A 15,835-nucleotide genomic window follows, 5' to 3' on the forward strand; every position below is an offset into this window, starting at 1 on the left:
CACTGCGGGGGAGGGGGGGCTAGCTTCCGGCGGTGCTCCCGGTGCCGTACGGCTCGCCGCCCAGCAGGACGGTGGTGTCCCGCAGGTCGCGGTGGAGGAGCTTCTCGATCTCGCCGTTCGCGGCGGCCGCGTCGCGGGCGGCCCGGGCCCGGCCCTCACCCCGGTCGGCGCGTCTGCCGTCGGCGAAGCCGAGGACCCGGCTGACCGGGTTCCATCTGCTCGTGGTCTCCTTGCGGCGCTCCGCCCGCTCCCGCAGCCGTTCGGCCTTCTCCTCCTCGCCGGCCGCGACCGCCGTGAGCCGGTGCGCCTCCCGCCGGAGCTGCTGGAGGAGGAGCAGCCAGTACGGCGCCTCGACCCCGGTCGGCGGGTCCGTCTCGCCGGTGCCCGCGCTCACGGGACAGAGCGCGGTGAGCACCCCGGGGGCGAAGGCGGCGGGGACCAGCCGCCGGAAGTCGTCCAGCAGGCCGGCACGGGTGCGCAACGGGCGTCCGTCGCGCAGGAGTCGCTCGACGCCGGTCAGCAACAGGACTACCTGGGGCGGGAGTCCGTCCGCGTCGCGGTGGAACGTGGCCGCCGCCTGGATCAGTTCGTCGGCCGTCGCGGCGCCGGTGCGCTCCCGCAGTTCCGCCGTCCGGCCCTCGTCGAGGGGGACGTCGAGCAGACCGGCGTCCACCGCGACGATCACGCACTGGGAGTCCCGGACCCGGTCGGCGAGGTCGGGACGGGCCCCGCGGGTGTCGGCCTCCAGCCAGTCCACGTCCATCACCGGGACGGTGCCGTCGGCGAGTTGGAAGTGCCAGTGCTCGCGGTCGAGGCCGGGGGTGCCGGGGGTGCTGGAGGCGCCGGGGGTACTGGGAGTGGTGCCCTCCTCCCGGGCGCGGCGACGGGTGATCAGGTCGTGGAGCGCGCCGGGATCGGGCAAGTGGAGCCACAGGCCCGGGCGTTCGGGACCGAGCACCCGGTGCGCGGCGGCGAGGACGGTCGTACGGCCCGCGCCCGGAGCCCCGACGACCGTGACCCGTACGGTGCGGTCGGGCGGCACCGGAGCGGCATGCAGGACCCGGTCGACCCGCTCCCACTCCCGCAGGGCCAAGGCGCCGCCGGGGGTCCTGGCCTCGGCCAGCCGGGCGTCGGTCAACCGGCGCTGCCGTGACGTCAGTTCAGAGTCCGCGCCCAGATGCCAGAGCAGCGGCACACCGGGCCTCGTCCCGCGCGCCCCGCCCGGGAACCGCACCGGCACCGTCACGCCGTACAGCCGCCCGGCCGACGCGCCGGAGCCCAGATACGACGCCCACGGCCGGACGGCCTCCGCCAGCTCCGTCGCCCCGGCGCGCCGCCCGAGCCCGGTCACGGCGAGCACCATCCGCTGCGCCCGATTGTCGGCCAGCGCCCGCTGGACGTGGTGGAACAGCAACCGCCGCTCCCACCAGGCCCGTTCACCGGCACCGGTGACGACCACCAGCCCGTCGTGGCCTGCTGGTTGCGCGCCCGTCGCCGAGGCGTCGGGGGTGAGCGCGGGCAGAACCGTGATCCGCAAGTTCTTGTACGGCGAGGGCCGGGGCGTGCCCGGCTCGGGGCTGGGCTGCCGCGGGCGGCGGCGCACCAGCTCCCAGGACCCGACGGCGGCCTCCGAGACGGGCGGACCGCCGGCCACCGTACGCAGCCGGACGGCACGCCGCGCGTCCCGCACCGCGAGGGCGGCCAGCTCACCGGCCCGGTCGCCGGGGAGGCCGAGGAACAGGAGGCGGGGGCCGGGGGCGGGGGCGGAGGTTCTCATGGCTGGGGTGTCCTCGGGTCGTCGTCTGCCGTCGGCAGGGGTGTCGCCGAGGCTCTTTGTCGCCTTGTCCGCTTGTCGTCGTCGCCGTGCCGTCGGCGGGACTCATGGGGGCGGCGGCCCCGAGGCCCGCACCGGCACGACGGCGCCAGCTACAGCAGCGGCCGCCCGGCGGGCGGAAAGAGGCCGGGCGCGTCGCCGGGGTTGTTCGTGGCGGCCGGGGCCGCAGGCCCCGCGGGAGCCTGCGCCGGGAGGGCGTCCAGCGCGCGATGCAGCCGGGCGGGCAGCCGGGCCGTGGTGCCGAGGGCGGCCACCACCTCGCGGAACTTACGTCCGTGCGCGGCGGTCATCCGCCCCGAGCCGGCCGCCCGGGTCAGCACGTCGGCGAGCCGGTTCGGGCGGACGGTCTCCTCACCGGCCAGCCAGGCCGCCGCGGCGGCGACCGTGAACAGCGCGGTCTCGCCGTCGCCGCGGACCTGGTGGCGGAGCGCCTGGTGGAGCAGGTGGTACGGCGGATCGGCGACCAGTTCCAGCGGTACGCCGAGGCCGGGCGGCCACGCGGCGAGGGTGAGCCCGGCCCGCGCGGCGGCGGCGTCCACCTGCTCGTCGTAGGCCGGGCGGTGCATGAGCTGGTGGGCGTCGGCGGCCATCACGGCGGTGAACGCGGCCACGCGGGCGGCCCGTTCGAAGTTGAGGTCGGCGTTGCGGCCGGGGCTCGGCGGTCCGCCGGCCGGGGCGCCCAGCGCGGTCAGTTCCTCCGCCGTCCACTCCCAGGGCTCCCGGTACCCGACCCGCTGGAGCGTGACGGCGGGCAGCAGGGAGAGGATCTCGCCGGGCAGCAGCGAGCTCCCGCCGAGCCGCACCTCCAGGTCGTATCCGGTGGTGCCGAGCTGGAGGTAGACCGCGGGGACGGCGTCCAGGTCACGGCGGAGGAGTTCGGCGTGGGGCCACTCGAAGGCCCGGTCGGTGGCCCGTACGTCCAGCGCGCCCGGGTACTTGCGCAGCTCGCCGACGGTCCGGTGGCGCACGCCCGTCCAGGGGCTGTGGGCGGGCACGTCCGGCGGGTCGGCGGGGATCAGCAGCACCGGGCGGGTGCGGCCGCCGGGCGTGAGCAGCAGTTCCTCGGCGAGCGTGCCGGGCGGGGCGTGGAAGGGGTACGACGCGAGCACCGCCTCGTAGCGGGCCTCGGCGAGCCGGAAGCCGTGCTCCAGCCGGGCCAGCGCGGTCTCCTGGGCGGACCGCAGCGCGTCCAGCCACTGCTGGGCGCGGACGGCCTGGTCGAGCCGCTTCTCGTAGGTGGCGAGTTCGTAGAACTTCAGGGCGATTTCGACGCCCTGGAGCGCCAGCCCTGCCCCGGCCAGCCAGGCACCCTGGCGGGCGGCCTTCTGGACGGCCTCGGTGAGCAGGGCGATGCGCTGCCGGTTGAGATGGTCGCTGACCAGCCTGCCCACCCCGAGCGCGGGCCCCACCAGGGGCACCGCGGCCCCGCCGCCGCTCACGATCGCGGCGGTGATCATCGTCCCCAACGGCCCCGCGGTCATCTCCGCGTCGATCTCCAGGCCCATGCCGTGCCCCCCTGCGCCCGCCCCACAGACCGCCCCCGCGGCAGCCCCCTGACGCGCGAGGAACGGTCTCCCGGCGGGATCATACGACCCGAAGTGGGCGTCGTATGGGGAAAGTTGGGGGAATCCTCCCGGGTGTTCCCCTGTTCGCCGACTGGGCCGCCGGTCATGTGACCGCGTTCCGCTGAGCCCCCGCTGTGACGCACGCCATGACCGGCCGTCGGAACTCGGTGTCCCGTCGCCCCGACTCCTGGTGCATGTCCGACACCCCGCAGTCACCCCGCCCCGCCGACGGGACCGCCCGCAGATGGACGCCCCCTGCGGCGCTGATCGGCTTCCTGCTGCTGCTCGTGCTGGTGTTCGCGGTGTCCTACGCCGTCGGCTCGGCCGTCGGCCCGGTGGCACCCGGCATGCACGAAGGCGGAGGGAGCGGCGGGACCGGCGACGGAGACACGTCCGGGACCGGCGGGGGCATGGAGGACATGCCCGGGATGGAGCACGGGGGCGGCGAGTGACGGTGGACGAAACGGCGTCGAGTCTTTCGGTCGTCACGGACATCACCGTCCGCGGGATGACCTGCGCGGCCTGCGTACGCCGGGTGGAGAAGAAGCTCGGCAGGCTGGCGGGCGTCACGGCCACGGTCAACCTGGCCACGGGCACGGCACGGGTCAGCCATCCGGCCGACGTCACGCCCGAGGCACTCGTCACCGCCGTCGAACAAGCCGGCTACCAGGCCAGTCACCGGGTCGATCACCGGGCCGCGCCGCCCGCACCCGAGGCCGACGAGGCCCGTCGGGAACGCGAACGGCTCCTGATCACCGCGCTGTTGGCCGTACCCGTCCTGGAACTGTCGATGGTGCCGGCGCTCCAGTTCCGCAACTGGCAGTGGCTGTGCTTCGTGCTGGCCGCCCCGGTCGCCGTGTGGAGCGCCTGGCTGTTCCACGTCAGGGCGTTGCGGGGGCTGCGGCACTCCACGGCCACCATGGACACCCTGGTCTCGCTCGGAGTCGTGGCGTCCTTCGCCTGGTCGGCGTACGCGCTGTTCCTCGGGGGAGCGGGCGAACCCGGGATGCGGATGTCGTTCAGCCTGCTGCCCTCCGCGCAGGAGGGCACGGCACACCTGTACCTCGAAGCCGCCGTCGCCGTACCGCTGTTCGTGCTCACCGGCCGGTTCCTGGAGGGCCGCGCCCGCCGAGGCACGGGAGCGGTGCTGCGGTCCCTGGCCGAACTCGCGGCCAAACAGGTGTCCGTACGGGACGAGCACGGTGAACGCTCCATCCCCGTCGAGCAACTGCGCGTCGGCCAGGTCTTCCTGGTGCGCCCCGGCGAGCGCGTCGCCACCGACGGGCGGGTGACGCAGGGCAGTTCCGCCGTGGACCTGTCCCTGGTCACCGGCGAGAGCGAACCCGTGGAGGTGTCGCCCGGCTCGGCCCTGGTCGGAGGGGCCGTCAACGCGGGCGGACTGCTGCACGTCGAGGCCACGGCGGTCGGCGCCGACACCCGACTCGCCCGCATCACACGCCTCGTGACGGAGGCACAGGCCGGAAAGGCACGGGCACAGCGGCTGGCCGACAAGGTCGCCGGGGTGTTCGTGCCCGCCGTCCTGGCCCTCGCCGTGACCGCCCTCGGCTTCTGGCTCGGTGCCGGAGCCGACCCACAGGCCGCGCTGACCGCAGGTGTCGCCGTCCTGGTCGTGGCCTGCCCGTGCGCGCTGGGCCTGGCGACCCCGACCGCCCTCATGGCCGCCACCGGGCGCGGCGCCCAACTCGGCGTGCTGGTGAGCGGACCGCGCACGCTGGAGGCGCTGCGGCACGTGGACACCGTCGTCCTCGACAAGACCGGCACCCTGACCACGGGCCACATGACGGTCGCCCGCGTCACCGCCCTGCCCGGCGCGCTCGGGGAGGACGAGGCGGTGCGGCTGGCCGGGGCCGTGGAGCAGGGCTCCGAGCATCCGATCGGGCGGGCGGTCACCACGTACGCTCGCCGCAGGGACCCGGACCAACTGCTGCCAGACGTCGCCGACTTCCTCGCGACACCGGGCCGCGGCGTGAGAGGTGAGGTGGAGGGCCGTACGGTCGAAGTGGGCGCGCCGGACGGCGCGTTGCCGCGCGAGCTGGCCGAGGCGCTGGCCCGGGCGGAGGCGGCCGCGCACACGCCCGTTCTGGTGCGGGTCGACGGCCGGGCCGAGGCGCTGATCGCCGTCGGGGACGTGCTGCGGCCGGGCAGCTACCAGGCCGTGGAGCGGCTGCGCCGGCTCGGGATCCGGCCGGTGCTCGCCACCGGCGACCGCGACGCACCCGCCGAAGCCGTCGCGGCCGCGCTCGCCCTCGACGAGGTGCACGCCCGCTGCACACCGGAGGACAAGGCCACGCTCGTAAAGGAGTTGAGGCAGTCCGGCGCCCGTGTGGCGGTCGTCGGCGACGGCGTGAACGACGCCGCGGCCCTCGCCACCGCCGACCTGGGCATCGCCATGGGCAGCGGCACCGATGTGGCCGTGGGAGCGGCCGACCTGACCCTGGCCCGCGGAGACATCGAGTCACTTGTCGACGCGGTCCTGCTCGCCCGGCGCACTCTGCGCACGATCCGGGCCAACCTCGTGTGGGCGTTCGCCTACAACGCCGTCACCGTGCCCCTCGCCCTGGTCGGACTGCTCGATCCCATGGTCGCCGCGGCGGCGATGTCGGCGAGTTCCCTGCTGGTGGTGGCCAACAGCCTGCGGCTGCGCGGCCGGCAGCCCTCACCCGCCCGCCCGCGTTCCCGGGCCGCCGCGACGCGGGGCGCGAAGGCCGGTGCACGATGAGGGAGTTCACGGACCGGCTGCGGGACGGGGCGCTCGCCGCCCTGGTACCCGTCACGGCGTGCGGCCTGGCGCTGGCCGGCCTGACGGCCTGGGTCGGCGCGGGCCGGGCCGGAAGTCCGGCGCGCATCACCGTCACGGGCGGGAAAGTGCTCCTGCCGTCGGCAGGGGTGGGGGAGACGGCCGCGTTCTTCGAGATCGTGAACGAGGGCGGTTCGGCCGACACCTTGGTGCGGGTCACGGCACGGGCCGTCCCCGGCGAGGTGACGCTCTCCCAGCACCGTATGCGGCAGGGGAACGCCGCCTACCGGTCCCCGCTCGACTCCGTCCTGGTCCCGTCGGGTGTCCGGCTCGCGATGTCGCCGAGCGGCGTCGACCTGACGGTACCCGTGCCGTCCGGCGGGTGGCGCCCGGGCGAACTCGTGGCGTTCAGCCTGGAGTTCCGGCACACGGGGCAGGTGGAGGCGCAGGCCGTCGTGGTGCCGCCCACGTCCGCGTCGCTGCGGTAGGCCGGCGAAGGCGCGTTCAACTTTCCCCACACGCAAGGAAAAGGACGGGAACTCACCGTCATCCTCCCCCGACTACTACTGCGACACCGACTCGGCGGCACGCCGGTCAGGAATCTCGACGAGTGAGAAGGGAGCGGATCCATGAGGGCCCGACTGTCCCTTCTTGTTCTCGCGCTGGCCCAGTTGGTCATCGCGCTCGACTACAACATCGTCTACGTCGCCCTCCCCGAGATCGGCGCCGGACTCGGCTTCGCCCCGCACGACCTCCAGTGGGTGGTGAGCGCCTACGTCGTCACGACGGGCGGCTTCCTCCTGCTCGGCGGCCGTACGGCCGATCTGCTGGGCCGACGCCGGACCTTCGTCGCCGCGGCCCTCGTGTACGCGGGGTCCTCACTGGTGGGCGGGCTGTCCCAGTCGGCCGGGGTGCTGATCGCCGTCCGCGCGGCACAGGGCATCGGCGGCTCGCTGCTCTTCCCGGCCACCCTCGCCCTGATCAACACGCTCTACGAGGAGGGACCCGCTCGGAACCGCGCACTCGCGGTGTGGGGCGCCGCGGGCGCCGGCGGCCTGTGCTTCGGGTCGCTCCTCGGCGGGGTGCTCGTGGAGGCGTTCGGCTGGCCGTCGGTGTTCTTCGTCAACGTCCCGATCGCGGTGGCGCTGGCCTGGGCGGGCGGTCGGCTCTTCCCGGCGGACGGCCCGCCCACCGGCACCCGGCACTTCGACGTCACCGGCGCACTGGCCGCCACCTGCGGGATCACCCTCCTCGTGTTCGTGCTGATCCACGCGCCGCAGACGGGCTGGACCGCCCCGTCCGCCCTCCTTGCCGCGGGCCTCGCGGTCACCCTGCTGACCGTCTTCGCGGCCGTCGAGACCCGCTCGCGCGATCCGCTGGTACCCGCGCGGCTGTTCGCCCACCGGGGGCTGATCGCCGCCATGGCGGTCACCGCGCTCTACAGCGCCACCTTCAGCTCCCTGCCTTATTTCATGACCCTCTACTTCCAAAGCGTGCGCGGTTACGGCGCTTTCGCGACCGGCCTCGCCTTCCTGGTCCCCGCGGTGGTGACCGCGCTGGGCACCCAGGCCGGCGAACGGGCCGTCGCCCGGATCGGCGTACGGCGCATGCTGGCCGGCGGCATGGCCCTGGGCGCCGCCGGATCCGCCGCGCTCGGGCTCGCGCTCACCGGGGACGGCTCGTACCCCCTGCTGCTGCCCGGCATCGTGCTGCTGGGACTCGGCCAGGGCGCCGCCTGGACCGGCATGTGGATCGCCGCCGCCTCCGGAGTCCCCGCCCGGGACCAGGGCGTCGCCTCCGGCATGGCCTCCACCTCCCTCCAGGTGGGCGGCGCGGTCGGTCTCGCCCTCTTGGTCGCGCTGTCGTCGGGCGCCGGAGCCCATGGCCCGCCGGACGAAGCCCAGTTGGCAGGAATCCGCGCCGCCGTGTTCGCCGTGGCGGCGGGCCTCGCCTGCGCGGCGCCGCTCACCTTGACCTTGCGGAGAACGGCGCTCACCGCCGCGTAGCCGCCCGCATTCCCCGCCCCACCAGGAGCACAGCCCTGCCCGGCGGCACCCCGAACCCCACGAGAGGAACCGCAGTCATGCACATCGAGGACCAGCCCGGCGCCCGACTCGGCGTCACCGTCGAGGACTTCGACCACGCCAACGCCTCCGCAGCGGACGTCCGCACCCTCAAAGAGGCCGTCTACACGAAGAAGATCGCCGTCCTGAAGGGCCAACACCTCACCCCCGAACAGTTCCTGGCACTCGGCCGGCGCCTCGGCCGCCCCGAGACCTACTACGAGCCGATGTACCAGCACCCCGAGGTCCCGGAGATATTCGTCTCCTCCAACGTCCCGGAGAACGGCCGGCAGATCGGCGTGCCGAAGACGGGCAGGTTCTGGCACGCCGACTACCAGTTCATGCCGGACCCCTTCGGCCTCACCCTGATCCACCCGCAGGTCGTCCCGGCGAGGAACCGCGGCACCTACTTCATCGACATGGGAGCGGCGTACGAGCGGCTGCCCGAGGAGTTGAAGAAGGAGATCGCCGGAACGCGCTGCCGGCACTCCGTGCGCAAGTACTTCAAGATCCGGCCGCACGACGTCTACCGCCCGATCTCCGAGGTCATCGAGGAGGTCGAGACCAGAACCCCGCCCGTCGTCCAACCCACCACCTTCACCCACCCGATGACCGGCGAGACCGTCCTCTACCTCAGCGAGGGCTTCACCGTCGGCATCGAGGACGAGCACGGCGAACCGCTCGACGAGGAACTCCTCAAGCGCCTCTTCGACGCCACCGGCCAACTGGACGACACCTTCGCGCACGAGGGCATCCACCTCCAGACCTTCGAGAAGGGCGACCTGCTGATCTGGGACAACCGCAGCCTCGTCCACCGGGCCCGGCACACCACCACGCCCGAGCCGGCCGTCTCCCACCGCGTCACCGTCCACGACGAGTGCGGGCTGTACGAGGGGATGCGTGCCGCATGACCAGCCCCGCCCCCGCCATGAGGGTGTACCCCACCGACGAGGAACTCCTGACCGGAGTCCTGGCGCCCTACAAGCCCCACTGCACGTACCTCAAGTCGGTCGACGTCACGCCCCTCCCCGACGGACTCGCCCGCGCACAGGCCGCGTTCGCGATCCAGGAGTCCTGCTATATAGACGACACCGGCCATCTGAACTCGGTCGAGGTCAACATCGCCTACAACCAGTTGATGTACTACCTGGTCGCCAAGTCCGTCCGGGAACGGCTGCTGACCGGCTTCGAGGACTGGACCCTCGAAGACTTCTGGCGCCACCAGCTCCCGGACATCCTCATCGCCCGCTTCGCCTCCAGCTTCCGGCGGCCCGTGAACCCGCGCGAATTCACCGGGGAGATGGAGTTCCGCTCCGTGACCCGACGAGCCCCCGGCGGATCCGGCAGCCCCTTCCTGCACGCCCGGACTGCGTTCCGCTTCCAGGACGCCCAAGGCGGCCGGTGCGACGGCGAAGTGACGCTCGCGTTCGTCAATGTTCCCTGACCCGACCTGAGTTAAGGAAGGCCGCTCGATGGAGACGCCGCTCCACCACCCCGAACCGACGACCCTCGCCCACACCACCCGCATCCACGCCGCCCGTCAGCCCGACGCCCCGGCGCTGATCTGCGAGAACCGCACCCTCACCTACGGGGACCTGCACCGCGCGAGCAACCGGCTCGCGCACGCCCTGCGGGCCGTCGGACTCGGCGAGGGCGACCGGGTGGCCTACCTGGGCAAGGAGTCCGAGCACTATTACGAGGCACTCTTCGCCTGCGCCAAGACCGGCACCGTGCTGGTTCCGATCAACTGGCGGCTCACCGCACCCGAGGTGAGCCACATCCTCCAGGACTCCGGCACCCGACTGCTGTTCCTGGAGGAGGAGTTCGCCACGATCGTGCGGGGCATGCCGACCGCGGCACCGCACACCGTCGTCCCGGTCGGCGCGATCGCGGCCTGGTGTGCCGAACAACCCGACAGCGAGCCGGAGTTCGAGGCCGACACCGACACCCCGGTCGCCCAGCTCTACACCAGCGGCACCACCGGACTGCCCAAGGGCGTCGTCCTCGCCCACCGCAGCTTCTTCGCGATCCGTGACGCACTCGCGAGCGAGGGACTGGACTGGATCGACTGGCGGGCCGATGACATCGCGCTCGTCGGCATCCCCGGATTCCACATCGGCGGCCTGTGGTGGGCCACCCAGAACCTCAACGCCGGAACGACAGTCGTGGTGATGCGCGCCTTCGCCGCCCGCCAAGCCGTCGACCTCATCCGCGACCTCGGCGTCACGACCGCCTGCGTGGTCCCGGCCATGCTGCGCATGATGCTCACCGAACCCGGAGTCGGCGCGCAGGACTTCGCCACCCTGCGCAAGACGGTCTACGGCGGCTCCCCGATCTCCGAAGCCCTGCTGGAGGAGAGCATCGCCGTCCTGGACTGCGAGTTCGCCCAGATCTACGGGCTCACCGAGACCGGCAACACCGCCGTCTGTCTCCCCCCGGCCGCCCATGTCCCCGGCGGGCCCCTCATGCAGGCCGCCGGACGCCCCTACCCGGGCGTGCGGGTCAAGGTGATCGACGACCAGGGCCGCACACTGCCCCCGGGCACGGTCGGCGAGGTGTGCCTGCACACGCCCGCCCGGATGGTCGAGTACTGGGGACTGCCCGACAGGACGGCACAGACGCTCGTCGACGGCTGGATCCACACCGGTGACGCCGGCTACCTGGACGAGGACGGCCACCTCTTCATCCACGACCGCATCAAGGACGTCATCCTCGTCGCCGGGGAGAACGTCTACCCCGCCGAGATCGAGAACGTCCTCGAACACCACCCCGCGGTGCGCGAGGCGGTCGTGGTCGGGATCCCCGACGAGCGCTGGGGCGAGAAGGTGCACGCCTTTGTCGTCCCGGCGACGGGAGCCCGGCCGAGCCCCCGCGACCTGCACACCTTCCTCGTCCCGCGCCTGGCCGCCTTCAAGCTGCCCACCGCCTACGAGTTCACCGACCACGTCCCGCGCAACCCCAGCGGCAAGATCCTCCGCCGTGAACTGCGCGACCGCTTCTGGGCCGACACCGCGCGCAAGGTCAACTGACCTCCGCTCTTCGCAACTTGACGCATCACCGAGAGAGAGCCCCCCTCATGGCCGAACCCCTCACCCTGGACCGCTTCCGCGCCGACCTCGCCGAGTGCCTGTTCCTGGAGCCCGGCGAAGTCGACCTGAAGGACAGCCCGTTGGATGCGGGCCTGGACTCGCTGCGCATCGCCACCCTCCTGGAGCGCTGGCGGGCGACGGGCGCCGACGTCACCTACGTCGAACTCGCCGAGCGCACCTCCTTCGCCCAGTGGTGGCAGCTCCTGACCGAACGCACCCGAGGGGTGCACGGTGCGGACGCCTGACCGCAGCAGTCCGACCACACCAGCGTCCGCGAACCGTCCGCTGCTGGCCGCCCAGGAGGGCATCTGGGCCGGCCAGCAACTCGACACCGACAGCCCGGCGTACAACACCGCCGAGTACCTGCGGATCACCGGCCCGGTGGACCCGGCCGTCCTCGACCGGGCCCTGCACCACGTCGTCGCCGAGACCGAGGCGCTCAACGTCACCTTCCACACCGACGACACCGGCCGCCCCCGGCAGATCACGACCCCGGCCGACGGCTGGCGCACCCACATCGCCGACCTGACCGCCGAACCCGACCCGCACGCCGCCGCCCTGGCCTGGATGGACCAGGACATGGCCCGCCCCGTCGACCTCACCCGCGGCCCGCTCTTCGGCCACGCCCTTCTGCGCACCGCACCGACGGAGTTCCTCTGGTACCACCGCGTCCACCACATCGCCCTGGACGGCTTCGGCCTCTCCCTCGTGGCCCGGCGCGTCGCCCAGGTCTACACCGCCCTCATGGCCGGCGAACCCGTACCGGAGAGCGGCTTCGGCGCCCTGGACGCCGTACTCGCAGAGGAACGCGCCTACCGCGAGTCCGCCCGCCACACCGCGGACCGCGCCCACTGGACCGACCGCTACGACGACGACCCGCCCGTGGTCACCCCGGCGGGCCGATCCGCCCTGCCCGCCCGCACGTTCCACCGCCAGGTCACCGACCTCGCCCCGGCCGCTGTCCGACAACTGCACTCGGTCGCGGCCGGGTTGTCCGTGACCTGGTCCGAGGTGCTGCTCGCGGTGACCGTCGCCCACCTGCACCGGCTCACCGGCGCACCGGAGATCGTCCTCGGCCTGCCGGTGACGGGCCGTCTCGGCTCGGCGGCGCTGCGGGTGCCCGCCACGGTACGGAACATTCTGCCCCTGCGCGTACCCGTCACCCCCGACGACAGCCTTCGAGACCTGGCCGGAGACGTCACGCGCGAGTTGCGCTCCGCATTGCCCCATCAGCGGTACCGCTACGAGCAGTTGCGCCGCGACCTGAAGCGGGTGGGCGGCGGCCGCCGACTGTCCGGAACGGCCGTGAACATCATGCCGTTCGCCTACGACCTGACCTTCGCCGGACATCCCAGCACCGTCCACAACGTGTCGGCGGGACCTGTCGACGACCTCGCGGTCAACGTCTACGACCGCGGCGACGGCACCGGCCTGCGCGTCGCCGTCGACGCCAACCCCGAGCTGTACACGGAGACCGAGACCGCCGCCTTCCGGCACGGCCTGCTCACCCTGCTGGAGGAGGCCCTCACCGACCCGGACCGCCCGCTCGGCGAGCCACGGGCCTTTCGGGCCGTCACCGTCCTGGACGGCGGCCCGCTGCCCGCACCCGCCCGCCCGGTCCTGAGCCTGATCGCCGACCATGCGGCCCACCGGGGCAGTACCATCGCCGTCGAGCATGCCGGGAACACGCTCACCTACGCCCAACTCAGCACCAGAGCAGCGGACATCGCCCGCAGCCTGGCGGCGCGGGGCGTCGGCCCGGGCGATGTGGTGGCGGTCGACCTGCCCCGGGGCGCCGACGCCGTCACGACCGTCCTCGGTGTGCTGATGTCCGGCGCGGCGTACTGCCCCGTGGACTCAAGTACGGCCCGACCGGCGGGCGATGTCGCGGACCACACCGTGTTCCCGCTCCAGGAGCGGCCCTCCGCGTCGGCCGTCACCCCCACCCCGCCCGGACCCGCCGACCTCGCGTACGTCCTGCACACCTCCGGCTCCACCGGACGGCCCAAGGGCGTTGCGGTCGGGCATGCCGCGCTGGCCCACTTCGTCGCCGCGGCCACGCACCGCTACGGACTGCGCCCCGAGGACCGCGTCCTGCACTTCGCGCCCCTGCACTTCGACACCAGCGTGGAGGAGATCTTCCTGACCCTGTGCGCCGGGGCCACCCTGGTGATCCGGACCGACGACATGACCGAGTCGGTCCCGCGCTTCCTCGACGCCTGCGCACGGTCCCGGATCACCGTCCTCGACCTGCCCACCGCGTACTGGCACGAAGTCGCCTACGCCGTCTCGACGGGCGCCGCCACCCTGCCCCGGGATGTGCGAACCGTCGTCATCGGCGGCGAACCGGCCCTGCCCGAACGGGTCGAGCGGTGGCGGGCGGCCGTCGGAACCTCGGTCGCGCTGCTGAACACCTACGGCCCGACCGAGGCGACGGTGGTCGCCACCGTCGCCGACCTGCACGCCCCCGGCCTCGCCGCAGGAGACGTCCCCATCGGCCTGCCCCTGCCCGGCACGAGCGCGGCGGTGGTCGACGGCGAGCTGTACCTGCTGGGCCCGACCCTGGCCGACGGCTACCGGCCGGAGGTGCCGGACAGCGCGCGCTTCGCCCCGCTCACCGCCCTGCCGGACGGTCCCCGCGCCTACCGCACCGGCGACCTGGTCCGCATCGGCGAGGACGGACAACTACGTCATCTCGGCCGGGCGGACAGCGAGTTCAAGATCAGCGGACATCGGGTGCAGCCCGCCGAGGTCGAGAACGCGCTGCTCACCCATCCCAGGATCCGGGAGGCGGCGGTCGCCGGACAGGTGCTCCCGGACGGCACCCGGCGACTGGCCGCACACCTTGTGGCGTCGGCCCCGGTGCCGTCCCCGGCCGAAGTGCGGGAGCACCTGAGGACGCGGCTTCCCGCCGCGCTGATTCCCTCCGCCGTCGAGTTCGTGGACCGGCTGCCCCGCACCGGCACGGGCAAGATCGACCGGGCCGCGCTCACCGAACCGCGCCTCCACCGGACGCCCTCGACGGGGAGCCCGCTGGAACGGACGGTCACGGGCATCTGGCGTGAGATCCTCGGCACGGACACCGTGGGCGTGGAGGACGACGTGTTCGACCTGGGCGCCCAGTCCCTCCAGGTGATCCAGGCCGCCAACCGACTCGGCGTGGCACTCGGCCGGGACGTCAAGGTCGCCTGGCTCTTTCAACACCCGACGGCAGCCGCGTTGGCCGGCTTTCTGACGGACGGCGGCGCGGACGACACCCCAAGCCCCGCGGCCTTCCTCACCGACTCCCGGCTCGACCCGGACATCCGCCCCGGCACCAGCCCCGCCCCTCGGCCCGCCTCCGCCCCGCGCCGCATCCTGCTCACCGGCGCCACCGGCTTCGTAGGCACGCATCTGCTGGCGCGGCTGCTGGCAGACACGGAGGCCGAGATCGTCTGCACGGTACGCGCACCGAGCGTCCCCGCGGCCGACGCCCGCCTCCACGAGGCCCTACGGCATCACAGCATCACGCTCGACGACGGCGCCTCGGCCCGCCTGACGCCCCTGCCCGCCGACCTCGCCCTTCCCGATCTCGGCCTGACCCAGAGGACTTTGACCGACCTCGCCGCGACCTGCGACGCGATCTTCCACAACGCCGCGAGCGTCAGCATCCTGCGCGACTACGCCACCCTGCGCGCCGTCAACACCGAGTCCACGCGCCAACTCCTCCGTCTGGCGGCCGTGCACTCGACACCGCTGCACTACATCTCCACCCTCTCCGTGGCACCGCCCGCCGACCAACACCGTGAGGTGCCTGAGGCGTTCCTGCCGCCCCACGGGCAACTGCGCCACGGCTACCAGCAGTCCAAGTGGGCCTCCGAACGGCTCCTGGAACAGGCGGCGGAACGCGGACTCCCCATCACCGTCCACCGGTTGGGCCGCGTGGTCGGGCCGGCCCGTACGGGGCACGTCAACGAGCGGGACTTCCTGTGGAGCGTGCTGCGCGCGGGCATACCCGAGGGCATCGTCCCTCAGCTCTTCGAAGACGAGGTCTGGACACCGGTCGACTTCGTCGCGGGCTCCGTCGTCCACCTCTCCCTGCACCTGGACCCGACGTCGACCGGCCCGGTCTTCAACCACGCGACCCTGCCCCGCGTACGGCTCGCGGACGTCTACGACTGGGTGCGGGAGTACGGCTATCCCGTACGGCCGCTGCCGCCACGGCACTGGCGGGCGAGGATGCCCCGTACGTCCGACGCGGCGGCCACCACGCTCGCCTTCCTCGACTCACCGGACACCGACACCGACCTGACCCTCGGTCACATCCGTGCCGACCGGGTGCGCACCAGTCTTGAGGGCACCGGCATCACTTGCCCGCCCATCGACCGCGCCCTCTTCTTCCGCTACTTGGATCACTGCGTGCGGGCCGGAACGCTCGGCGCCCCCAGCCGTCCACGAACCACCGCACAACAAGCGGGAACTCACGGCCACTTCACCCCGACTACTGCAACAGAGCACATCGGCACATGAGTTCATTTCTCACGCAA

11 protein-coding genes are annotated in these 15,835 nt (G+C 73.1%); 9 read left to right on the forward strand and 2 right to left on the reverse strand.

Annotated elements, in window-relative coordinates; genetic code table 11:
* Positions 1-19 precede the first annotated feature (19 nt).
* Both G6W55_RS06035 and G6W55_RS06040 read right to left on the reverse strand, forming a co-directional pair.
* Entirely contained in the window at positions 20-1,777 is a 1,758-nt protein-coding gene (locus G6W55_RS06035) for a hypothetical protein (RefSeq protein ID WP_175519737.1), read from the reverse strand.
* Positions 1,778-1,926: 149 nt separating this feature from the next.
* Positions 1,927-3,339, reverse strand: coding sequence for a hypothetical protein (locus tag G6W55_RS06040; protein ID WP_175519738.1), 1,413 nt, complete (start codon positions 3,337-3,339; stop codon positions 1,927-1,929).
* 254 nt (positions 3,340-3,593) lie between these two features.
* Between G6W55_RS06040 and G6W55_RS06045 the strand changes: the two genes are divergently transcribed.
* From G6W55_RS06045 to G6W55_RS06085, 9 genes are all read left to right on the forward strand, one after another.
* Positions 3,594-3,851, forward strand: coding sequence for a hypothetical protein (locus G6W55_RS06045; protein WP_175519739.1), 258 nt, complete (start codon positions 3,594-3,596; stop codon positions 3,849-3,851).
* Positions 3,852-3,907: 56 nt separating this feature from the next.
* Entirely contained in the window at positions 3,908-6,139 is a 2,232-nt protein-coding gene (locus tag G6W55_RS06050; protein WP_175519961.1) for a heavy metal translocating P-type ATPase, read from the forward strand.
* Positions 6,136-6,645 (forward strand): copper chaperone PCu(A)C, encoded by a 510-nt coding sequence (locus G6W55_RS06055; protein WP_175519740.1) that lies wholly within the window; start codon positions 6,136-6,138, stop codon positions 6,643-6,645. The genes G6W55_RS06050 and G6W55_RS06055 overlap by 4 nt, the downstream gene beginning before the upstream one ends.
* A 141-nt stretch (positions 6,646-6,786) precedes the next feature.
* Positions 6,787-8,163, forward strand: coding sequence for an MFS transporter (locus tag G6W55_RS06060; RefSeq protein ID WP_175519741.1), 1,377 nt, complete (start codon positions 6,787-6,789; stop codon positions 8,161-8,163).
* Positions 8,164-8,240: 77 nt separating this feature from the next.
* The gene (locus G6W55_RS06065) at positions 8,241-9,131 is read left to right on the forward strand and encodes a TauD/TfdA family dioxygenase (protein ID WP_175519742.1); all 891 of its coding nucleotides are present in this window, start codon (positions 8,241-8,243) and stop codon (positions 9,129-9,131) included.
* A complete protein-coding gene (locus G6W55_RS06070; RefSeq protein WP_175519743.1) occupies positions 9,128-9,664 on the forward strand; it encodes an FcoT family thioesterase in 537 nt (178 codons plus the stop codon). The genes G6W55_RS06065 and G6W55_RS06070 overlap by 4 nt, the downstream gene beginning before the upstream one ends.
* Positions 9,665-9,692: 28 nt before the next feature.
* Positions 9,693-11,249, forward strand: a complete 1,557-nt coding sequence (locus G6W55_RS06075) for a fatty acid--CoA ligase (RefSeq protein ID WP_175519744.1) — start codon at positions 9,693-9,695, stop codon at positions 11,247-11,249.
* Between the two features lie 47 nt (positions 11,250-11,296).
* A complete protein-coding gene (locus tag G6W55_RS06080; protein WP_175519745.1) occupies positions 11,297-11,554 on the forward strand; it encodes a phosphopantetheine attachment domain protein in 258 nt (85 codons plus the stop codon).
* Entirely contained in the window at positions 11,541-15,818 is a 4,278-nt protein-coding gene (locus G6W55_RS06085; RefSeq protein ID WP_175519746.1) for a thioester reductase domain-containing protein, read from the forward strand. Before G6W55_RS06080 ends, G6W55_RS06085 begins: the two co-directional genes overlap by 14 nt.
* Positions 15,819-15,835 lie beyond the last annotated feature (17 nt).

The sequence above is a fragment of the Streptomyces sp. CAI-85 genome (genome assembly GCF_013363615.1).
Taxonomy (GTDB): Bacteria; Actinomycetota; Actinomycetes; order Streptomycetales; family Streptomycetaceae; genus Streptomyces; species Streptomyces antibioticus_B.

Coding starts and splice junctions, on each gene's coding strand:
- G6W55_RS06035 (WP_175519737.1), bottom strand. CDS start 1,777: ATGAGAACCTCCGCCCCCGCCCCCGGCCCCCGCCTCCTGTTCCTCGGC.
- G6W55_RS06040 (WP_175519738.1), bottom strand. CDS start 3,339: ATGGGCCTGGAGATCGACGCGGAGATGACCGCGGGGCCGTTGGGGACG.
- G6W55_RS06045 (WP_175519739.1), top strand. CDS start 3,594: ATGTCCGACACCCCGCAGTCACCCCGCCCCGCCGACGGGACCGCCCGC.
- G6W55_RS06050 (WP_175519961.1), top strand. CDS start 3,908: ATGACCTGCGCGGCCTGCGTACGCCGGGTGGAGAAGAAGCTCGGCAGG.
- G6W55_RS06055 (WP_175519740.1), top strand. CDS start 6,136: ATGAGGGAGTTCACGGACCGGCTGCGGGACGGGGCGCTCGCCGCCCTG.
- G6W55_RS06060 (WP_175519741.1), top strand. CDS start 6,787: ATGAGGGCCCGACTGTCCCTTCTTGTTCTCGCGCTGGCCCAGTTGGTC.
- G6W55_RS06065 (WP_175519742.1), top strand. CDS start 8,241: ATGCACATCGAGGACCAGCCCGGCGCCCGACTCGGCGTCACCGTCGAG.
- G6W55_RS06070 (WP_175519743.1), top strand. CDS start 9,128: ATGACCAGCCCCGCCCCCGCCATGAGGGTGTACCCCACCGACGAGGAA.
- G6W55_RS06075 (WP_175519744.1), top strand. CDS start 9,693: ATGGAGACGCCGCTCCACCACCCCGAACCGACGACCCTCGCCCACACC.
- G6W55_RS06080 (WP_175519745.1), top strand. CDS start 11,297: ATGGCCGAACCCCTCACCCTGGACCGCTTCCGCGCCGACCTCGCCGAG.